This is a genomic window from Aquipseudomonas ullengensis (genome assembly GCF_014174475.1).
GTDB classification, from domain to species: Bacteria; Pseudomonadota; Gammaproteobacteria; order Pseudomonadales; family Pseudomonadaceae; genus Aquipseudomonas; species Aquipseudomonas ullengensis.
In genome coordinates this window covers 524,313-546,433 of record NZ_JACJUD010000002.1, presented here as the reverse complement: position 1 = coordinate 546,433, position 22,121 = coordinate 524,313, and the positions used below count along the sequence as shown (strand labels likewise).

Here is a 22,121-nt window from a genome sequence, read left to right as displayed (position 1 = left end):
GCTCTGGGTAGCGGGAGGAGCTCAGAGCAGCTGGTGCTCGTCTTCTCCCAGCAGGCCACTGAGGCCTTCAATCTCTGCACGAGTAACGGCACGCTGATCGAGCTTCTGCCGAGCGGCCTCAGGCAGGTCGGTGTAACGAATCACACCCTTCTCAACCAGTACGCTAACCACGTCTTCCAGTACCCGAACCAGCTCCAGGTCGGATTCCTGCAGGCTGGTCAGCCGCGCTTTTACTTCTTCGCGCGCCGTCAGCCAGCTTTCCAGCTCATCGCTTTCTACAGCCAGGGTTTCCGTCATCGCATCAAACGGAGCGTGCTCCACCCGCAGCAAACGCCCTTCACTGTCCCTTTGCACGTACACCATGCTGCATCCTCCAGGCATAGAACCACCGGCACTTCGGTTGGTGGGTTGGCTCAACGTTTAGATCCGTGATCAAGGCTGCTTTCCCAAACTGCCTCGCGAACCGGCTAATCGAAGAGTGCCTTAATAAAGCAACTTACGCAGCATCCCGACTGAATATCTCAATGAAGGCTGGTCATTCACTGCTGATAGTCACTGGCGGGGTAATTGGGGAATGGCTGCCACGCCAACAAAAAGCCCGTCCTTGAGAGACGGGCTTTTTGTTGCGGCAGGTTTATGGGTTAAGCCACATCAACCTTCAACGTACCATCATTGAGCATGCCCAGAATCACACTGGCCTCACTGCCCGTGGAATAGCTGGTATAGAGGTTTACATCCTGTAGCACGATGGTCTGCTCAGTCGAGGACTCCGGGTTGGCTGTTGCGGTATCGCTGACCTTGATCACCGTATCCAACCCTGCACCACCGGAAACATTAGCTGCAGAGATATCAAGGAAGCTCAGCAAGTTGCCTACACCTCCACCTCCGATGGTGTTCTCGCCACTCAGCAATTCCGACAGATCCAACCTGTCACCCTGTGTATTGCCGTTGAAGCTATGGACAAAGCCTTGGATGGTATCCGTACCTGTGCTCCCTGCTTTCCAGAGATAGGTATCGTTATCCGCACCACCCACCAGCAGATCATTACCTGCGCCACCAATCAGCACGTCATCACCAACCAGGCCATACAACGTGTCGTTACCGGCACTACCCTGGATAACATCGGCAACCGCCGTGCCGGTGAAGGTAGTGCCTGCCTCGATGGTCACATGCAGATTGGTGCTGGAGGAAACATCGTTATCGGCATCCTTGACCCCAACCTGGAAGTCCAACTCGGTATCCAGCGTGTTGGTCTCAGTGGTGATCAGACCGATATCAGAGACCTTCACAACATCGTTGTCAGTTTGGTTATTGAAGCTGGTGGTGCTGCTTGAACCACCCGAATCGCCAATGGCGGAGTTGAAGTTCAACGCCACCGAGGTGGTGATGTCTTCCACGCTGGTCAGGATCTGCGCACCGTAAATTTGCCAGTTCTCCCCTGCCCCGTTGAAGTCATTGTGCTGGATAACAATGGCCCCATCGTTTTGGTCCAGGGTAATTCCATAAGCCAGCAAGGCTGCCAGGGTCGCCGCGCTGCTTCCGGCAGTGGCAATATCGTTATTGCTGATAACCAGTGCCCGGGTGGTTTTCACGCCACCGTCACCGATGAGTCTCAGCACCACCACCAGGTCCTCGTTATTGATACCGTCGAACTTGAGGAAGATGCCGTCGGCACGTCCATCCGGGTTGGCCACCACAGTGCCGGTCGGATTAGCGGTATGGAAGGTCAGGTCTAGGACCTCGCCCTTGCCGATGGTGTCACCGGCAACGCCGTTCGCAGAGTTCGACACGCTGACCCAGGAAGCACCCTGAGTGAACAGCTCGCCATTACTGAACACGGTGGTTCCCGAACTTCCTGCCTGCAGGTTATTGCCACCCGTTCCGCCACCAGGTTCTGCTGCGCTTCTGAACTGGACATAGAAGTCATTATCCAGCTTGGCGACCGACACCGCCGGCTGGGTGTTATCCAGCACGCTGCCACCCGTCTCGTACCCGGTGATACTCAGCGAGGCACTGGTTTTAAGGATGCTGTAACCCTGTACCGGTTCATCCAGCGATACCGTGTAGGTACCGTTGACCTTGTCGAAGGTCAGGGTACCGGTCGCCTCCACCGTAGTTCCCGGGTTGGCCGGGTTCGGAGCGTAGTTGAACTCGATATCGAAGGTGGCCGTACTGGCACTTTCCGAGACCCAGGTGACTGACTGCGACGTGATGGCTGTACCACCCACGGTACCGGCCAGAGTGATGGCATTGAAATCCGAGTCCGACGCAGAGAACGGCCCACTGCCACGGGTGTCCGCACCCGTGCTGTAGTCGAAAATCCCAGTCGCGCCGGCCGGGTTGTTGCTATTTGAGTAGACCAGGTTGGAAGCGGCCAGAACCACTGGTACATCGTCCTCAACCTGGACGATGAAGTCACGGATCAGCGGGACATTGGCCAGACCTTCCTTGGCCACAATGACGCTGGAAAGATCCAGGTCTTTCAGTTCCTGGTCGTCCCCGTTCGCCGAGGCATGATCGATGGCCCCTACCAGACTGAAGGTGTAACTGCCACTGGCCTGCAGCACCAGAGTGAAAATGGTGTCCGTACCCGCCTTGGCCGTCAGGGTATCGGAGGTAGGCCCATCGACCACGCTGTAGGTTATCGCCACACCATCTGCAGTCAGTACCGGCAAGCCACTGGTGCTGCCCAGGCTGAAGGTCACACCGGCGCTGTCAGCAACTGTTCCTGCCAGACTGCCCGCCACCAGAGTGACATTCGAGCCTACATCAAGCAGGCCATTGGGCAGGCCATCCTCGTAGACATTGGCAATGATCGGGCTGGTATCCAGGACGTTGATATTCAGGTCGGCACTGGAAGTGTCGCCATCCTTGTCGATGATGGTGTAGGTGAAGACCTCCTGGCTGTCGACCAACACATTATTGGGCGGTGTATAGCTGTAGGAGCCGTTGGCATTGACCACCAGCGTACCGCCCAACGGTGTGGTGATCGGCCCGGTGGTGCCGCCTTGAACCAGGAAGGTGACCACATTGCCGGATATCTGATCGGCAATGCCGACGTAATCCGACGGGTCAGCCGCAACGAAGCTGACCTTGGTCACGGTCACCGCAGCATCTGCACCACTGCTGTCGACGCCATCCTGCGGATCGACATCGGTAATCACATTACCCATGCTCGGCAGCGGCACAGTGGCCTGCAAGGTTGCGTCGAGATCGTAGGGGTCATCGATCAAGGTGACTGCATCACCATGATCCTCGACCAGTCCCAGTTGGGCGATCGCTCCAGCATTGGAGCTGACGCTGAGCCCGACCGCATAGACCTCGGCGCCACTGGCATTGACGAAGGATGTCCAGCCAGCCGGAACGTTGCCCACGTTGGGCTGACCATCCGACAGGAAGTACACCCGATGCTCGTAATCCGGCAGGTTGACCAAGTCCGCAGTCAACTGATTCTGCGCCAGCACCAACGGTGCGTTGTAGTTGGTATTGCCGCCATCGGTGGCCAAGCCCTGAATGCTGGCTTTGGCCACGTCCGGGTCGGTGGTTTGTGGAATCAGCAGCGCCCCCGTGGCGAAATCAATCACCGTGATCGCCAGCGGTACGCCAAGGGCAGCGTAACTGTCGATCATGTTGGCAAGCGCTTCCTTGGCCAGTTCCAGGCGGTTAGGTGAGCCCTGGTTATTGGTGCCGATCTCATAGAGCATGCTGCCGGAGGTATCCACCACCAGGATCAGGTTGAAAGGTGGCACACCGCCTTCCATTACGGAGATGGTGTTGTCCCTGGCAGTCGGGCCGTCGTCATCGAAGGCCACCTTGCCACCCAGATCCAGCACCTTGTTGGTGCTGGCAAAGTCACCATCCCCATCGGTAATGGTGGCTGTGAGCTTCAGACCGACCAGCCCCGTACCAAGCAGCTCTTCCTGGCTGGCGTAATTGGAACTGGAGCCGGGCAGATCATGGTTGATTTCCTGGTACTGAGTCAGGGTGACCTGCCCAGAGCCGGCATTCACTGACAGCGAGAACACCGTATTGCCAACCGAAATACCTGCACTGGTAGCCGAGGTAGAACCGACGATGCTGCCGCCCACCTCGTACAGGTAGATAGCGCCGCCACTGGCATTCATACCGGAAGCCAGCGGCCCGCCGGCAGGACCTGCCATCAGGTTGAGGCTATAGCTCTGCGTGATCGTACCTGCGCCATCGGCACCGAAACTGGATGTGACGGTAAAGCCACCACTGAAGTTGCCGCTGTCGGTATCCGTGGCAGCGCCAATGGTCTGCGCATCCTGGGTATTGAGCACCGGCAGCTGCGATGAACTGAAGCCCAGGCTGATGCTCGGACCATCGTCATCGAAGGCCACCTTGCCGCCCAGATCCAGCACCTTGTTGGAGCTGGCGAAGTCGCCGTCGCCATCGGTAATGGTCACTGTGCCTTTCAGGCCGACCAGATTATTACCCAGCACCGCCTCCTGGGCGCCGTAGTTGCTGCCTACGCCAGGCAGGGCGTGATCGATCTCGGCATTCTGGGTGAGGGTAATCGACCCGGAGCCATCCACCGCCAGGGAGAAGATGGTGTTGCCGGCGTTGACGCCACCCTCCGTAGCCGACGTGGAGCCGTAGATCACCCCACCGGTCTCATACAGGTAAATGGTCACGCCATTGCTACTCAGGCCCGATGCCGAGCCTTCGGCGGCGATCATCACCATGGCATAGCTGGTGCTGGTGGTGCCCGGCCCATCCGCGCCGTAGTTGGAGCTGGTGACGGTGAAGGCGCCACTGAAGCTGCTACTGGCCGTATCAGAGTTGACCCCAACGGTCTCGGCATCCTGGGTATTGAGCACCGACAGTTGCGATGAGCTGAAACCCAGGCTGATGCTCGGGCCATCGTCATCGAAGGCCACCTTGCCACCCAGGTCCAGCACCTGGCTGGAGGATGCAATGTCGCCATCGCCATCGATGATGGTTGCCGTGCCTTTCAGGCCGACCAGGCCGCTACCCAGCACAGCTTCCTGAGCGTCGTAGCTGCTACCCACGCCGGGGCCGGCGTGATCGATCTCGGCATTTTGGGTCAGGGTTACCGACCCGGATCCATTCACGCTCAGGGAGAAGATGGTGTTGCCAGCGTTGACCCCCGCTTGAGTGGCCGCGGTGGACCCATAGATGACCCCACCGTTCTCGTACAGGTAGATCGCTACGCCATTGCTGCTCAGGCCCGACGCCGAGCCTTCGGCGGCGATCATCACCATGGCATAACTGGTGCTGGTAGTACCCGCACCATCCGCACCGTAGTTGGAACTGGTGACGGTGAAGGCGCCACTGAAACTGCCGCTGGCGGTATCGGAGTTAGCCCCGATGGTCTGCGCATCCTGGGTGTTGAGCACCGGCAGTTGCGATGAACCGAAGCCCAGGCTAATGCTCGGGCCATCGTCGTCGAAGGCCACCTTGCCACCCAGGTCCAGCACCTTGTTGGAGCTGGCGAAGTCGCCGTCGCCATCGGTAATGGTCACGGTGCCTTTGAGCCCGACCAGGTTATTGCCCAGCACGGCCTCCTGGGCGCCGTAGTTGCTGCTTACGCCAGGCAGGGCGTGATCGATCTCGGCATTCTGGGTCAGCGTTACCGACCCAGAGCCATCCACCGCCAAGGAGAAGATAGTGTTGCCCGCGTTGACGCCACCCTCGGAAGCCGACGTGGAGCCATAGATCACCCCACCGGTTTCGTACAGGTAGATAGCAGCACCATTGCTGCTCAGGCCCGAGGCCACTCCTTCCGCCGCAATCATCACCAGCGCATAGCTGGTGCTGGTAGTCCCTGCGCCATCCGCGCCGTAGCTGGAGCTGGTGACGGTGAAGGCGCCACTGAAGCTACTGCTAGCCGTATCGGAGTTGATCCCAATGGTCTCGGCATCCTGGGTATTGAGCACCGCCTGCTGCGTTGAGCTGAAGCCCAGGGAAATGCTCGGGCCATCGTCATCGAAGGCCACCTTGCCGCCCAGGTCCAGCACCTTGTCGGACGTGGCGAAATCACCATCGCCATCGGTGATGGTCACCGTGCCCTTCAGCCCAACCAGGCCGCTACCCAGCACCGCTTCCTGGGCACCGTAGTTGCTACCCACGCCGGGGCCGGCGTGATCAATCTCGGCATACTGGGTCAGGACCACCGACCCGGAACCATTTCCGCCCAGGGAGAAGATGGTATTGCCGGCGTTGATACCGCCTTCGGTCGCGGCAGTGGATCCGTAGATCACCCCACCGTTTTCGTAGAGGTAGACCGTCGCACCATTGCTGCTCAGGCCCGACGCCGAGCCTTCGGCGGCAATCATCACCAAGGCATAGCTGGTACTGGTAGTACCCGCACCATCGGCGCCGTAGCTGGAACTGGTAACACTGAAGACGCTGCTGAAATTCGCACCGGACGTATCGGAGTTGGCCCCGATGGTCTCTGCATCCTGGGTATTGAGAACAGGCACAGGTGCCGTTCCAAAGCCCAGAACAATGCTCGGGCCGTCGTCATCGAAGGCCACCTTGCCGCCCAGATCCAGCACCTTGTCGGACGTGGCGAAATCACCATCGCCATCGGTGATGGTCACCGTGCCTTTGAGCCCAACCAGGCCGCTACCCAGCACCGCTTCCTGGGCACCGTAGTTGCTACCCACGCCGGGGCCGGCGTGATCAATCTCGGCATACTGGGTCAGGACCACCGACCCGGAACCATTTCCGCCCAGGGAGAAGATGGTATTGCCGGCGTTGATACCGCCTTCGGTCGCGGCAGTGGATCCGTAGATCACCCCACCGTTTTCGTAGAGGTAGACCGTCGCACCATTGCTGCTCAGGCCCGACGCCGAGCCTTCGGCGGCAATCATCACCAAGGCATAGCTGGTACTGGTAGTACCCGCACCATCGGCGCCGTAGCTGGAACTGGTAACACTGAAGACGCTGCTGAAATTCGCACCGGACGTATCGGAGTTGGCTCCGATGGTCTCTGCATCCTGGGTATTGAGAACAGGCACAGGTGCCGTTCCAAAGCCCAGAACAATGCTCGGGCCGTCGTCATCGAAGGCCACCTTGCCGCCCAGATCCAGCACCTTGTCGGACGTGGCGAAATCACCATCGCCATCGGTGATGGTCACCGTGCCCTTCAGCCCGACCAGGCCGCTACCCAGCACCGCTTCCTGGGCATCGTAGCCACTGCCCACGCCGGGGCCGGCGTGATCGATCTCGGCGTTCTGGGTCAGCGTTACCGACCCGGAGCCATCCACCGCCAAGGAGAAGATGGTGTTGCCCGCGTTGACGCCGCCCTCGGAAGCCGACGTGGAGCCATAGATCACCCCACCGGTTTCGTAGAGGTAGATAGCTGCGCCATTGCTGCTCAGGCCCGACGCCGAGCCTTCGGCGGCAATCATCACCAAGGCATAGCTGGTACTGGTAGTACCCGCACCATCGGCGCCGTAGCTGGAACTGGTAACACTGAAGACGCTGCTGAAATTCGCACCGACCGTATCGGAGTTGGCCCCGATGGTCTCTGCATCCTGGGTATTGAGAACCGGCACAGGTGCCGTTCCAAAGCCCAGGACAATACTCGGACCATCGTCCTCGAAGCCCAGTACCGAACCCAAATCCACGCTACTCGACGTCGCCGAGTCATCATCTTGGTCAAATACCGTAACTTGCGCCTTCACTACCCCCTCAGCGATCTGCGCCAGGAAGTCATGGTTGTTGGCATCGGTGTGTTTGATTGCCTCGTACTGGGTCAACGTCAGGTCGCCATCATCGGCATCCAGGTGGATACGGAAGACAACCACACTGCCCACCATCCCCAGGATGTCGCCTGTGCCTACCTCCTGCGACAGTAGGATGTTGCCTCCAGCCGTGGCATCCAGACCCGAGTCTACATTCGCAGCACTGAGCGTCAGCTCGTACTTGGTCTTACTGCTGTCCGGCCCATCACTACCAGCATCCACCACCAGGTTGAACAAGCTGGCACCACCGATTGTTGCATAGCCCAGCGCACCTGCCGGCGCACCGACGGCAGTCTCATCGTTGTTGCCTGCCACACCAGCGCCTTCATCCTTGATCGAACCGGTCGTACCCAGTGATTCATCCACGTACAGCTTCGCACCTTCCTTCAGACCGAAGCTGCTCACCGCCGGACCATCGTCCTCGAAGCTAAATACCGAACCCTCACCATCGGCCAAGGTAATGCTGTCCGACACAACAAGCTTGTCGCCATCACCATCAATACGAGTCACCTCGTACTGCAGCTCCAAGCTGCCTTGTCGCAACCACAGGTTTAGCGACTCATCAAACAAGGCCGCATTGCCATGTTCCAAGGCCTCGAACAGCGTCGTCTGTAGTTGCAGTTCGCCGCCTACATCCACGATCTGAATGGTGAACACGACCTGATTGGTGCTATCGACGCCGTTTAGCCCACCGCTGCCATCCGCCACCAGCGTGATCGCACCACCAACGGTGGCAGACAAATTGGTCAGCAGGCCACCTGGGGGAACACCAGCAAAACTGAATACACCGCTCGTACTGCCCGCACCGTCTGAACCATAACTACCACCGATGCTGAACAGTGCCGCCAAACCACCGCTAACTGCCGTCGTGACTTGCCCAAGGCCAGGGCCATCGTCATCGCTGTTACCGTTTGCCGTTTCACCAAGCGCAGCTCGGTCAAGACCAACAGTTTCATCGAGCTGCATGTTCAGGGAGCGGCCTTCGCCCTCACCACTCCCGTCTACCGTCAGGGTCGGACCATCGTCCTCGAAGCTGAATACCGAACTCTCACCATCGGCCAAGGTGATTCGATCCGACTGAACCAGCCTGTCGCCATCACCATCAATACGAGTCACCTCGTACTGCAGCTCCAAGCTGCCTTGTCGCAACAACAGGTTTAGCGACTCATCAAACAAGGCCGCATTGCCATGCTTCAAGGCCTCGAACAGCGTCGTCTGTAGTTGCAGTTCACCGCCTACTTCCACGATCTGGATGGTGAACACGACCTGATTGGTGCTATCGACGCCGTTTAGCCCACCGCTGCCATCCGCCACCAGCGTGATCGCACCACCAACGGTGGCAGACAAATTGGTCAGCAGGCCACCTGGGGGAACACCAGCAAAACTGAATATACCGCTCGTACTGCCCGCACCGTCTGAACCATAGCTACCACCGATGCTGAACAGTGCCGCCAAACCACCGCTAACTGCCGTCGTTACTTGCCCAAGGCCAGGGCCATCGTCATCGCTGTTACCGTTTGCCGTTTCACCAGGCGCAGCTCGGTCAAGACCAACAGTTTCATCGAGCTGCATGCTCAGAGAGCGGCCTTCTCCCTCACCACTCGCTTCTACCGTCAGGGTTGGGCCATCGTCATCAAAACCAAACGCGCCGGCAGCACCCAGATCAATCGAAGCAGTGTCGGTATCGCCATCACCGTCGGTGATTGTCTGCACCAGCTCCAGTACACCCGGCGACAACTCCAACAACTGACCGTCATCGTTGCTACTGGTGTCGCCATGCCAAATATTGTCTAGCAACGCTAAAGTCACCGCCCCACTACTCGGGTCAATTGTCAGAGTGAAATATTCCACTCCGCCCGCGCTACCAGTAATGACATTGCCTGATTGGTTCAGAAGGATTGCAGCCCCCTGGCCATTTGAAACGCCCGGATCCACAGCAAATAACCCACTACCTACGTTGTCACCATTGAGCTGCAAACTGTAAACCGTACTGCCTTCCCCATCTGCACCGTAGGTAGGGTCGAATTGGGCCTGAACAATCGCACTGCTCAACACCGCACTGGCAACACCATCACCACCTACACCTCCCAAGACCGGCAGGCTCTCATCAACGCTGACAAGGCCCAGCGACGCAGCCTCTGCGCTCAGCCCTGCATTCGGGCCGTCGTCGTTGACCAGCACATTGAGTTGCACGGTCGGCGACACGTCGCCATCGAGATCGAACACGCGCACGCCGAAGCTCTCGCCGACCTGATCGGCGGCGCCAGTGGCGTTGGGGTTGTTGTGGTTGAGCGTGTTGTCGCTGAGCACATAGGTCCAGCCACCGGACGCATCCACGGTGAGCACGCCGTACTGGCCCTGCACCACGCCACCATTGGTGACGTCGATCCAGTTGCCGTTGACGTCCTGGATCTGCAGCGCGGAAACCCCGTCCGGGGAATTGATCACCAGCTGGCCGGTCGCCTGCTCGGCGGTACTGCTGGGGTTGGTGCCGTTGCTGAGGCCCTCTTCATCGACAATCGCCGGGCCGGTTGCGACCTGGCCCTGGAAGTCCTCGTACTCGACTTCGACGTCAGGCGTGAAGTCCGGCACCACCGGATCAGGGGTAACGATAGGTTCCGGATCAGGAAAATCTGGGCCACTGTCCAACCCAGCAGTCGGGAAGCCGATGGTGGGATCCAGTTGGCCGCCGGTCTCGCCCAGCAGCACGAAGGAGTGGCCACCGCCTACACCACCAGCTCCGCCGCCACCACCGCCACCTGGGCCCGCAGCGGTTGCTTCAGCATTCTGCGTCGGGTCGACGCCCGCCTCGATGGCTGCCTGCAGTTTCTCGACATCGGTCAGGTCGGCATCGGAGGGAGCCGCAGGCGCTTGGTCCTGCACATCGGTCTGCGGCGTGCTATCGGTGCCAGCAATCATCTGCTCGTTGAGCGTCATGCTGCTATCGCGACCGAGCGTCAGCTCCTGCCCGTTCGTAAGGTTGATAGCTACGGAGCCGCTGGCTCCGGTAACCAACTGTTCACCGGCATAAACACGGTCGCCTTCGGCTAGGGGTCGACGCGATCCATCGCCGGCTACTGCAAACACTTCGCCGACAACCTGACTGACGACACCGATCAAAGTAGCCATGATTCCTTCCTCCACACTACAACTACCGACCACTGCCGGTATGTTTCAAAAGGGCCAAATCACCTTTCGAACCAGGGGTGTGCGAAGAAAAACTGCTTAAAGTGAAGCGGTGCTACCAACGTTTTTTGTTAATGCGACAAAAAAGTGTCACCCAACTGCACCGGCCTACTCCATCAGATAAATTTCCCGCCCCTTATGCTCTAAATCGCGCCTGACCACCGCTTTCAACCACAAAATGGCTTCTAAGGCCCGTTTTCCGTGGCTGTACGGAAAAAACAATGTGCTCGTTTTCACATAGTGCATAAGACTTTTTTCTCATAATTCTTGTGACAAATTTTTCTTAGCTATCCTGAAGGATGTTCTTAGCTGGTATGTTACAGGCGTGAAACGCATTTATAAGCGAAAACGCCAGTATTTTGGCGACAGGATCTGAGCACACACATAAGGAGAATAAAATCATGCGCGTTCTTAAACCGCTCTGTAGTGGCATCCTGATGGCCATGGCATGCGCCCAGGCACAGGCAATGAACCTCTCAGAAGCGATCCAGAGCACGATCGACACCCACCCTGAACTGCATGCCAGCATGAACGAACGGTTGGCATCCGATGAAGGCGTGAAGGTAGCCAAGGGCGGCTATCTGCCGACTGTCGACCTGATGGCCGGTTATGGTCGTGAGCAAACGGACAGCCCCAGTACCCGTGCGCTCGGTGACCACAATAAGGAAACCCTGAACTACCGCGATGCCGAGCTACGCCTGCGGCAGATGCTGTTCGACGGGTTCAACACCCCTAATGAAGTAGCCCGCACCGAGGCCGTGGTTAACTCCCGTGCTTATTATGTGCTTGGCACTTCCGAGAGCCTGGCCCTGCGTACCGTCGAGGTTTACCTGGACGTGCTCAAGCGCCGCGAGATGGTGACCCTGGCACAGAACAACCTGCAGGCTCACCAGCGCATCAATGACCAGATCAGCCTGCGCAGCGAGCGCGGCGTCGGCAGCACCGCCGACCTCGATCAGTCGGAAGCGCGTCTGGCCCTGGCCGAGAACAACCTTTACACCGAGCAGGTCAACCTGGCCGATGCCGAGGCCAACTTCTACAGCGCCGTCGGCCGTATAGCCGATGAACTGGAGCAGCCCGGCACCGTAGCCGGTGACATGCCTGCCGACCTGCCCGTCGCACGGCAGAGCGTGATCGACAACAACCCCTACCTGAAATCGGCACAAGCCGACGTACAGGCTGCCGAGAAACAATATGAAGTGGCCAAGTCGCCCTTCTACCCGCGCTTCGACGCAGAGCTGGCCACCACCGCCGACGACAACACCCAGGGCGATGAAGGCCACTACAACACCTGGCGCGCTGCCGTGGTGATGAACTACAACCTGTTCAACGGCATGCGCGACAAGGCACGCCTGCAGGCTGCAGCCCACGAAATCAACCAATCCATGGACATTCGCAACAACGCCCTGCGGGTACTCAACGAGAACCTCGCACTGGCTTGGAACGCCATGGAAAACGCCCGCCTGCAAACCCCCAAGGCACGTGACTATGCGGACTACACCGCACGCGTTCGCGAGGCTTATCAGCAGCAATTCAGCCTCGGCCAGCGCACCCTGCTGGACTTGCTGGACAGTGAAAACGAACTTTTCACCGCCAACCGCCGCTATGCCGAAGTGCGTTACACCGAAGAGTTCTCCATGTACCGGGTTATCTCGGCCACAGGCGAACTGCTGAAGAAAGAAAACGTGGTACCCCCAGCCGAAGCAATTGCCCTCACAGAAGTGAAGAGCGAGGCGCGTCTGCCGGAAATGAAGTAGTCCCGGCGAAGATATTGCCTGGAAGCCGCGCCCCGCTGTTTCCAGGCAATGTCCGAGGAGTAGTGAACGTTGACCACCATGGAGCGGAAGCCTTCCGATGACCAGCGGCAGAGTCATGATGACCCACTGCTCGATGGCCTCCTTATTCTCTGCAACCTGCACAACTGCTCGGCCAGCCGAGCCAGCCTGACTGCGGGCCTGCCATTGGCCGAACAACGCCTGACCGCTGAACTGCTGCCGCGTTCAGCCGCCCGCGCCGGTCTGCAAGGGCGCATCCTGCGCCGTACGCTCGACGCCATTTCGCCGCTCAACCTACCGATTCTGTTGCTGCTCAAGGATGGCAGCAGTGCCGTGCTGCGCCGCATCGGGCCGAAGAACCAGATGCTGATCCTGCCGTGCGAAGCCGAAGGCGGCGAGCAGTGGGTCAACCGCGAACACCTGGCGCTGGAATACAGCGGCAGGGCCTTCTTCGCCCGCCCTCGGCATGAGCTCGAAGAAGTCCGCAATCCGCTGGTGCCGCGGATCGAAGCCTGGTTCCGCGACACCCTGAAGCTGTCGCGCTGGCTGTACACCGACGCCATCCTCGCCAGCCTGCTGATCAACCTGCTCGGCCTGATGGTGCCGCTGTTCGTCATGCAGACCTACGACCGCGTGGTGCCCAACCAGGCAACCTCGACCTTGTGGGTGCTGGTCATCGGCCTGTTCATCGGCAGCGCCTTCGAATTGCTCCTGCGCGTGCTGCGCGCGCACCTGCTGGACGTAGCCGGCAAGAAGACCGATGTGGTGCTATCCGCCACCCTGTTCGAACGCATCACCGGCATGGAGATGAAGGCCCGCCCCGCCACCATCGGCGGATTCGCGCAAAGCATTCATGACTTCCAGGGCCTGCGTGAATTCCTCACCGCGGTCACCCTGACCAGCCTGATCGACCTGCCCTTCTCCCTGCTGATGATCGTAGTCATCGGCCTGCTCGGCGGCTGGCTGGTGGTCATCCCGCTGCTGGCCTTCCCGATCACCGCCATCTTCGCCCTGATCGTCCAGGCCCGCCTGCGCGATACCGTGCAGAAGAGCCTGGCACTGGGCGCCGAACGCCAGGCACTGCTGATCGAAACCCTCAGCGGTCTGGAAACCCTCAAGGCCTGTAGCGCCGAGAGCGAACGCCAGCATAGCTGGGAGAAAACCCACGGCGCCCTGACACGCCTGGACAGCCACTCGCGCTTCCTCGCCTCGCTGGCCACCAACGGCACCCTGTTCCTGCAACAGTTCGCCGGCATGGCCACCATAGTCGCCGGGGTCTACATCATCATTTCCGGCAACCTCAGCGTCGGCGCCCTGGTCGCCTGTTACATGCTCGGCAGCCGGGTCCTCGGCCCGCTCGGGCAGATCGCAGGGCTAATTACCCGTTACCAGCAAGCGCGCCTGACCATGACCAGCACCGATGCGCTGATGGGCCTGCCGCAGGAGCGCCAGGCCAAACAACGCCCGCTGGAACGCACGCACCTCAAGGGCGCGCTCGACATGCGTCAGGTCAGCTTCAGCTACCCGGGCCAAAGCAGCCCGGCACTGTCCAAGGTGAGTTTCCGGATGAACGCCGGCGAGCGCATCGGCATCATCGGCCGCAGCGGCTCGGGCAAAAGCACCCTGGCGCGCCTGGTGATGAACTTCTACACCCCGAGCGAAGGGCAGATCCTGCTCGACAACCTCGACCTGCGCCAACTGGATGTCGCCGACCTGCGCCACCAGATCGGCTATGTCGCCCACGACCTGCCGCTGCTGTCTGGCAGCCTGCGCGACAACCTGACCCTCGGCGCCCGCTATGTCAGCGATGAGCGCATGCTCGAAGTCGCCGAGATGACCGGCGTTACCGAACTGGCCCGGCAGCACCCGCAAGGCTTCGACCGCCCGGTGGGGGAACGCGGCCAGCTGCTTTCTGGCGGTCAACGCCAGGCGGTCCTGCTGGCACGCGCGCTATTGCTCGATCCACCGATCCTGCTGCTGGACGAACCCACCAGCGCCATGGACAACAGCAGCGAAGACACCCTGCGCAATCGCCTGCACACCTGGGCGCAGGGCAAGACCCTGCTGCTGATCACCCATCGCGTCTCGATGCTCAGCCTGGTCGATCGCCTGGTGGTACTGGACAACGGCCAGGTCGTCGCCGACGGCCCGAAAGAAGCGGTTATCGATGCGTTGCGCAAAGGCCGCGTCGGCCCTGCGTCGGTGTAGAGGCCGCTCAAAGGCTCGCGAGCTAGAGCCAGACAATTTTTGACGCCGTATGGCCGACGCGCAGCAGACTTTGAACAGCCTCTTACGCACACGCCCCTGGAGGTAGTGCATGGAACTCGCTCAAAATCTTCGTGACTACTTTGGCAGCCTGCAGAAACAAAAGCAGGACACCGAGTTCATGCCCGAAGTCGACGGCGCCATTCTCGAAGACTCGCCCTGGCTGGCCCGCGCCACGGTCTGGTCGGTGTCCGCCCTGTTGCTGGTGGCGCTGATCTGGGCCAAGTTCGCGGTGCTGCAGGAAGTCACCACCGGCCAGGGCAAGGCGATTCCCTCAAGCAAGGTTCAAGTGATTCAGAATCTGGAGGGCGGCATCGTCACCGAGATCTTCACCCGTGAAGGCCAGGTGGTGAACAAGGGCGATGTGCTGCTGCGCCTGGACGCCACCCGTTTCAACTCCAACAAGGGCGAAACCGAGGCCGACCGCATGGCCCTGGTGGCCCGCGTCAAACGCCTCAGCGCCGAAGCCGCCGGCACGCCCCTGGTGCTGCCCGACGACCTGCTCAAACAGGCGCCACAGCTGGCAGAAGACGAACTGGCGCTGTACCGCTCGCGCCAGCAGCGCCTGGAAAGCGAACAAAACACCCTCAAGCAGCAGCTGCGCCAGAAAACCCAGGAGCTCGCCGAGTTTCGCTCCAAGGCTCAGCAATACAGCTCCGGACTGGGGCTGATCCAGCAGGAGCTGAACATGTCGCAGCCGCTGGTGGGCACTGGCGCCATCTCGGCGGTGGAAATCCTCCGCCTGCAACGCACGGCGGTGGAAATGCGTGGTTCGCTGAACTCGACCAACCTGGCCATCCCGCGGGCCGAGTCGGCCATGCAGGAAATCGAAAGCCGGCTCGACGAGTCGACCCTGACCTTCCGCACCGATGCCCTCAAGGAACTCAATGAGGTGCGCACCGAGCTGCAGAAGATCACCGCCACCAGCGTCGCCATCGAGGACCGGGTCAGCCGCACCACCATCTCTTCGCCCGTGCACGGGGTCATCAAGCAGCTCAAGGTCAACACCATCGGCGGCGTGGTGCAGCCGGGCAGCGACATGCTGGAAATCGTGCCGCTGGAAGACAACCTGCTGATCGAGGCACGCATCCGGCCGCAGGATGTAGCGTTCCTCCATCCGGGGCAGAAGGCCATGGTCAAGTTCACCGCTTATGACTACACCATCTATGGCGGGCTCAAGGCCAAGCTGGAACTGATCGGGGCGGACACCATCACCGACGAGGAAGGCAACAGCTTCTACCTGATCCAGGTGCGCACCGACAAAAATCACCTGGGCGGCGACAATCACCCGCTGCTGATCATCCCCGGGATGGTCGCCACGGTGGACATCATGACCGGCGAGAAGAGCGTGCTGGACTACCTGCTCAAACCCGTGCTCAAGGCCCGTTCCGAGGCCATGCGCGAGCGTTGATCAATCGCGCTGATGGTTGCGCTGGAAAGTCTCTGCACCCATTGCTCTGATCTGCCCGTCGATCAATGCCTCGAACGGGCGCAGCAACGCGTCAAAGCGCCCGGCCCCTTCCTGCAGATTGAGTGCCGCGACTATCGCCTCGATGGTGGCCAGCGCACCCTCCCCCGGCGCCTTGCGCAGGCGATAGCGCGAACTCATGCCCGCAGGCAGGCAGACACGCGGCAAGGCCGCCAGCACTGGATTGAGGTGCAGCAGCTTGCGCGCCTTGCGCCAGGTGCCATCCGGCACCACCAGCAGCAAAGGACGCCCATCGCCAGGTGTGGCAGGGATTGGCAGCACCTGCGCATCGTCGCCGGGAAACAGCAGGCACGCGCGGTACTCAGGGCTCAGCCACTGCTCCAGTTCGGTGAAGACCTCACCGACTGCCAACTCGGCATTGGCCAGCCCCAACGCGGCCAGCCTTGCGGTATTCAGCGCATGCTTCTGCTCATCCGGGTGCTGCAGGATCAGCACGCGCGAATGGCTGGGCAGGTTGGGGATCAAGGCACACAGACAGTGATCAAGCGGGCGCGTGCAGCGCTCGCAGCGAAGACGGGACATGACGAAAATTCCTCCGGCGCCCAGTTTGCCACAGGCGCCGGTTCGACCCGACCGAACTCAGCGGTTGAAGCGCTCAGCCAGGCTGTGCAGGTACTCGGCCATCTGCTCCAGCTCCCGGCCAATCGCCGCGCCCTGCTGGGCTTGCCCGGCGCTGTGATCGGAGAGCTGGGCAATCCGCGTGATCTGCCGGCTTATATCTTCGGCCACATGGCTTTGCTGCTCGGAGGCCGTGGCCATCTGCTGGCTCATGCCAGTAATGCGCGTCACCGCCTGGCTGATGCCATCCAGCGCCTCGCGTACTGCTTCAACGCTATGCACGCTTTCACGGGAGATTTCTTCGCCCTTGCTGGCAGTGAGCACGGCTCGCTCCGCGCCGGAACGCAGCGAGGAAATGATCTGATGGATCTGCTCGGTAGACTCACGCGTGCGCCCCGCCAATGCCCGCACTTCATCCGCCACCACGGCAAACCCTCGGCCCTGCTCGCCGGCACGCGCCGCCTCGATGGCCGCATTGAGCGCCAGTAGGTTGGTCTGTTCGGCAATCGAGGTGATGACGTCGGCGACACTGCCAATCGATTGCGTCGAGCTGGCCAGCTCGTTCACCGCCTGACCAATCTCATGCACCGCGCTGGCCATGTGCTGCATGGCCTCCAGGCTGCCACCGGCCAACTGACGGCCTTCCGCCGCCAGGCGATCGGCCTCTTCGGCGGCGTGGCTGGTGTTCTGCACGTTGTGCGCGACCTCCTGAATGGTCGCCGCCATCTGGTTGATCGCCGTGGCCGACTGGTCCGTCTCGCTACGCTGTTGCTCCAGCAGATCGGCACCGGAGCGGGACAGCTCGGCGGACTGTGCTGCGCGTTTGCGTACGCTTTCGCCGGCATCTTCCAGGCGCGTCAAGGCAGTCTGCAGACGCGCCTCCTCACTGATCATGGCCATGTCTAGCAGGGCCTGGGCGCCACGACTGTCACTGTAGGTCAAGGCCACCAGGGAGCTGGTAAAGGCCTTGGGATGTTCGGCCAGGGTTTTGCGGATCAACTGGCGTGTGCGGTACAGCTGGTAGGAACCGAGGGCGAACATTACCGCGACGATGAAGACAATCAGCCATGGGCCGCTGAGCACCCAGTGCCCGCTCGCGATAATCAGACCGGCGAGGATCAGCGGCCAGGAACGCAGCATGTCGTAGGTCCAGTATTCGAGTTTCGGCACCGGTGGCTTGCCGGCCCGCAGACGCGCATACAACGCTTCGGCCCGCTGCTTCTGCTCGGCAGTCGGTACCGAGCGCACCGACTCGAAGCCGGACATCTTGCCGTTCTCGTAGATGGGCGTGACATAGGCACTGACCCAGTAGAAGTCACCGTTCTTCGAGCGGTTCTTGACCACACCCATCCACGGCTTGCCCTGCTTGATGACATCCCACATATGGCCGAACACCGCCGGCGGCATGTCCGGGTGACGAACCATGTTGTGCGGCTGGTCGATCAATTCTTCGCGGGTAAAACCACTGATCTCGACGAAGGCGTCGTTGCAGTAGGTGATCTTGCTGTTCAGATCGGTGGTGGAGATGAGGCGTTCGGATGCAGGAAAGGTTCTTTCCCGCTGAGTGACGGGGAGATTCTGCCGCATGGGTGCCGTCCTTTAGGTGGAGTTGGCGATGACTTCCTGGCCTTGCACCTATTGGGTCTAGCACATCAACCCGAAAACCGGCACAAGGCCATCAGCCCGCAAACCCACAACCGACGAGTGGTTATTCGTCGGCCCGGCGCCTCACTCAAACGACCCGATCACCCTTGCGCCGGTAGGGGAACACATCGATCACCTTGCCAGCCCGAATCGCCTCCTGCAGGCCCTTCCAGTAGTCGGCGTCGTAGAGGTCGCCATGCAACTGGCTGAACAGGCGACGCTGGCCGATATCGGCAAACAGGAACGGCGGAAACTCCTCGGGGAACACATCCAGCGGCGCGACCGAGTACCAGGGCTCGGAGGCCATTTCGTCCTCCGGGTAACGCGGTGGTGGAATACGGCGGAAGTTGGCCTCGGTGAGGTAGCAGATTTCGTCGTAGTCGTAGAACACCACGCGGCCGTGGCGAGTCACGCCGAAGTTCTTCAGCAGCATGTCGCCGGGGAAGATGTTCGCCGCGGCCAATTGCTTGATCGCCAGGCCATAGTCTTCCAGCGCCTCGCGCACCTGGGCCTCGTTGGCGTGCTCCAGGTAGATGTTCAGCGGGGTCATGCGTCGCTCGGTCCAGCAGTGGCGGATCAGCACGGTGTCTTCGTTTTCGATCTCCACCGTGGACGGCGCCACTTCCAGCAGCTCGGCCAGGCACTCGGGGTCGAACTTGGCCTTGGGGAAGCGGAAGTCGGCGAACTCCTGGGTATCGGCCATGCGCCCGACCCGGTCGACGCTCTTCACCAAGCGGTACTTCTCGATCACCGTGGCGCGGTCGACGTTCTTCGACGGCGAGAAACGGTCCTTGATGATCTTGAACACCGTGTTGAAGCCCGGCAGGGTGAACACGCTCATGACCATGCCGCGCACGCCGGGGGCCATGATGAACTTGTCGTCGGTGGTCGCCAGGTGGTTGATCAGCGAGCGGTAGAACTCCGACTTGCCGTGCTTGTAGAAGCCGATCGAGGTGTACAGCTCGGCGATGTGCTTGCCCGGCAGGATACGCTTGAGGAAACCGATGAACTCCGCCGGAATCTCCACCCGCACCATGAAGTAGGAGCGAGTGAAGGAGAAGATGATCGAGACTTCCGCCTCGTCGGTGATCAGGGTATCGATCTGGATGCCCTGCCCCTCGCGGTGCAGCAGCGGGAACACCAGCGGCCACTGCTCGTCGCGGGTGTAGATGCGTCCGACCAGGTAGGCGCCCTTGTTGCGGTACAGGGTCGCGGAGAACAGCTCGATGCACAGCTCCGGGTCCTTGCACACCCAGTCCGGCAGGTTGGTGCGCAGTTGTTCCTCGACCCGCAGGACATCGCGATCCAGGTCTTCATAGGCCACCGAGAAGCGGTAATCGTCGAAGATCTGCCGCAGGGCCTGGTTGAGGTTGCCCTGGGGCAAATAGCTACGGGTCTGCGGGGCACTGACATGCGGACGCAGCGCCGGGCGCGTGGTATGGATGAACATGCAGCCATCGCTGATCTGGTCGTGGCTGAACAGACCGCAGAAGATCGAGTTGAACCAGGTTTCCGCCAGTTCATCGTCGAAGCGCAAGTCGATCAGGCCGATGTAGGCGCTTTTCACCAACGGCCATAGTTCGACGTCCAGCAGGAATTCATCGTTGAAGCTGCTGCGCAGGCGTTCGCCTACCTCGCTGACTTTTTCTTCATAGAGGTTGATGCGCGCCGCCGAGGCAGCTTGTGCCTCCTGCCACTGGGCCTGCTCGAAACGCGCACGGGCGCCATTGGTGATCTCGCGAAAGTGTGCGCGATAGTCGTCGAACCCATCGAGAATCTGACGGGCGATATCGGCGGCCGGCCGTTGCTGCGCCATGGATGAACCTCTGTGCGTGAGCGGAACCGCGAGCTTAGCCAGAGCGAGGGCCGAGGAAAAGCGCCAGACGCACTAAGCCCGAACAGAACTCCCTGCTCAGCGAATAAAAAGCCGGCAGCACCATGTGCCACGCAGCTTTTCGCAGACAAAAAAAAGCCCCGCAAAAGCGGGGCGTAGAGCGGAGCAGCTCCAATGACAGGTTCAGCCCAGCCGCCGGAAGAGGGGTCGGCGGCTGGACCTGCTTGCTTAGAACACGTACTGGGCGCGCATCACGAAACCGTCGCCGGAGTCGTCACCCACCGAGTTCTCGGCGTTGTCGACCTTGGACGTAACGTACACGCCGCTGATTTTTACCGCCTCGTTGGCGTACCAGTTCAGACCGACGTTGTGCACTTTGCCTTCGACATCGTCGACGGTAGCGAACTTGCCGTTGTCGTCTTCGGCACTCAGGTTGTCGTAGCGGTAGAACACTTCCCAGGCGCCGATTTGCTTGTTCGCCGGCTTGATCGCGTCGAACTTGCCGAGCTTGTAGCCACGCGGCTCGCCGGTCAGGGTGTAGGCGGCCTGTACGTAGTAGCCGTCGGCATTGATGTCCTCGTAGGCATCGTCGTCAGCCTGCACTTCGCGGGACACGTATTCACCCTGCAGGGAGAACGCGCCGATGGCCCAGGCTGCTTCCAAGCCCCAGGCGCTGTCGGTGTCGAAGGCGCCAGCCGGGGTCACTTCGGCACCGGCCAGGGTCAGGCGGTTGCCGTTGTCGCCAGCATCCTGGCCACCGTCGGTGCTCACACCACGCATGCCCAGGCGGCTGCGGATGCGGCCGTCGAACGCGGTGTCGGAAAGGTCGCGCTGGGCGTAGTTGACGCCGAAGTGCAGGACATTGCCGGCATCGTGCATCGGGGCGAATACACCGCGCAGGTTGAACTGGGTGGTGCTGTCGCCGTCTTCGGAAGCGTTGGTGGCGTCCTTGGCGAACACACCGGCCGAGCCGTACAGGGAAGTACCGGCTACGCCGGAAGCCTGGAGGCCCATGCCGCCGTTGTGGCCGTTGGCCCAGTCAACCAGGTCATAGGCAGCGGTACGCTCCTGGGCAGTCACCCACTTGGAGCTGGTGGCTTTTTCCAGACCGAACTCAGGGTCGAAACGGCCCATCTTGATCGAAACCGGAGCGAAGCCGTTGTAGGCCAGCGAGGCTTCGTCGAAGTAGCCGTCTTCGCTGCGGTTGTCACCGCCGGCGTTCTGCGACAGGTCATAGTTGACCTGGTAGGCCCAGTCGCTGTACAGCACGCCGCCCATTTCAACGAAGGCACGGCGGAAGTAACCGGCATCAGCGGTTTCGCCGTTCTTGGTGTAGAAGCCGTCGAAGCGGCTGTAGTCAGCCTGCACGCGACCACCAAGCTTGAAGCTGAATTCCTTGTCGGAGGTGGCGACTTCCAGGCCGCCTTTGGTCTTGATCACGATATCGGCGCCGTCAGTGGTAACGGTACCTGCGAAAGCCTGGGCGGAAATGGCCAGAGCCAGGGCGCTGGCGGCAAAACCGGCGAAGTGCTTACGGATCATCGATGAATTCCCCTATTGGTCTTGGAAAACACACGGGCGGTTGCCCTTGGTGCTGGTGGGGAATCTTGGCGGGGGGTTATTTCAGCTCAGTT

At 60.6% G+C, this 22,121-nt stretch carries 9 protein-coding genes; 3 read left to right on the top strand and 6 right to left on the bottom strand.

The window, feature by feature from the left end; genetic code table 11:
* Positions 1–21 precede the first annotated feature (21 nt).
* Both H3H51_RS07895 and H3H51_RS07890 read right to left on the bottom strand, forming a co-directional pair.
* Positions 22–363, bottom strand: coding sequence for a tryptophan synthase subunit beta (locus H3H51_RS07895; protein ID WP_183088502.1), 342 nt, complete (start codon positions 361–363; stop codon positions 22–24).
* 278 nt (positions 364–641) lie between these two features.
* Positions 642–10,865: a retention module-containing protein gene (locus H3H51_RS07890; RefSeq protein WP_183088501.1), complete on the bottom strand. Its 10,224-nt coding sequence runs from the start codon at positions 10,863–10,865 to the stop codon at positions 642–644.
* A 458-nt stretch (positions 10,866–11,323) separates the two neighbouring features.
* On the opposite strand from H3H51_RS07890, the gene H3H51_RS07885 reads away from it, so the two are divergent.
* The 3 genes from H3H51_RS07885 (at position 11,324) to H3H51_RS07875 (ending at position 16,373) form a co-directional block, all read left to right on the top strand.
* Complete coding sequence (locus H3H51_RS07885; RefSeq protein WP_183088500.1) at positions 11,324–12,679, top strand: TolC family outer membrane protein; 1,356 nt, start codon at positions 11,324–11,326, stop codon at positions 12,677–12,679.
* A 78-nt stretch (positions 12,680–12,757) separates the two neighbouring features.
* Positions 12,758–14,905: a type I secretion system permease/ATPase gene (locus tag H3H51_RS07880; RefSeq protein ID WP_407926469.1), complete on the top strand. Its 2,148-nt coding sequence runs from the start codon at positions 12,758–12,760 to the stop codon at positions 14,903–14,905.
* 109 nt (positions 14,906–15,014) lie between these two features.
* Positions 15,015–16,373: an HlyD family type I secretion periplasmic adaptor subunit gene (locus H3H51_RS07875; protein WP_183088498.1), complete on the top strand. Its 1,359-nt coding sequence runs from the start codon at positions 15,015–15,017 to the stop codon at positions 16,371–16,373.
* Here H3H51_RS07875 and H3H51_RS07870 read toward each other — a convergent pair whose 3' ends face one another.
* The 4 genes from H3H51_RS07870 to H3H51_RS07855 form a co-directional block, all read right to left on the bottom strand.
* Entirely contained in the window at positions 16,374–16,973 is a 600-nt protein-coding gene (locus H3H51_RS07870; protein ID WP_183088497.1) for a tRNA-uridine aminocarboxypropyltransferase, read from the bottom strand.
* Positions 16,974–17,030: 57 nt separating this feature from the next.
* Complete coding sequence (locus tag H3H51_RS07865; RefSeq protein ID WP_183088496.1) at positions 17,031–18,596, bottom strand: methyl-accepting chemotaxis protein; 1,566 nt, start codon at positions 18,594–18,596, stop codon at positions 17,031–17,033.
* Positions 18,597–18,741: 145 nt separating this feature from the next.
* Positions 18,742–20,469 carry a bifunctional isocitrate dehydrogenase kinase/phosphatase gene (gene aceK / locus H3H51_RS07860; RefSeq protein ID WP_183088495.1) on the bottom strand — a complete coding sequence of 576 codons (1,728 nt, stop codon included), beginning with the start codon at positions 20,467–20,469 and terminating at the stop codon, positions 18,742–18,744.
* A gap of 246 nt (positions 20,470–20,715) precedes the next feature.
* On the bottom strand, positions 20,716–22,029 hold the full coding sequence (locus tag H3H51_RS07855) for an OprO/OprP family phosphate-selective porin (protein WP_183088494.1): 1,314 nt from the start codon (positions 22,027–22,029) through the stop codon (positions 20,716–20,718).
* Positions 22,030–22,121 lie beyond the last annotated feature (92 nt).

Excerpts from the sequence above, each read along its gene's own strand:
- aceK (WP_183088495.1), bottom strand. The coding sequence starts at position 20,469 with ATGGCGCAGCAACGGCCGGCCGCCGATATCGCCCGTCAGATTCTCGAT.
- H3H51_RS07890 (WP_183088501.1), bottom strand. The coding sequence starts at position 10,865 with ATGGCTACTTTGATCGGTGTCGTCAGTCAGGTTGTCGGCGAAGTGTTT.
- H3H51_RS07870 (WP_183088497.1), bottom strand. The coding sequence starts at position 16,973 with ATGTCCCGTCTTCGCTGCGAGCGCTGCACGCGCCCGCTTGATCACTGT.
- H3H51_RS07865 (WP_183088496.1), bottom strand. The coding sequence starts at position 18,596 with ATGCGGCAGAATCTCCCCGTCACTCAGCGGGAAAGAACCTTTCCTGCA.
- H3H51_RS07855 (WP_183088494.1), bottom strand. The coding sequence starts at position 22,029 with ATGATCCGTAAGCACTTCGCCGGTTTTGCCGCCAGCGCCCTGGCTCTG.
- H3H51_RS07885 (WP_183088500.1), top strand. The coding sequence starts at position 11,324 with ATGCGCGTTCTTAAACCGCTCTGTAGTGGCATCCTGATGGCCATGGCA.
- H3H51_RS07895 (WP_183088502.1), bottom strand. The coding sequence starts at position 363 with ATGGTGTACGTGCAAAGGGACAGTGAAGGGCGTTTGCTGCGGGTGGAG.
- H3H51_RS07875 (WP_183088498.1), top strand. The coding sequence starts at position 15,015 with ATGGAACTCGCTCAAAATCTTCGTGACTACTTTGGCAGCCTGCAGAAA.
- H3H51_RS07880 (WP_407926469.1), top strand. The coding sequence starts at position 12,758 with ATGGAGCGGAAGCCTTCCGATGACCAGCGGCAGAGTCATGATGACCCA.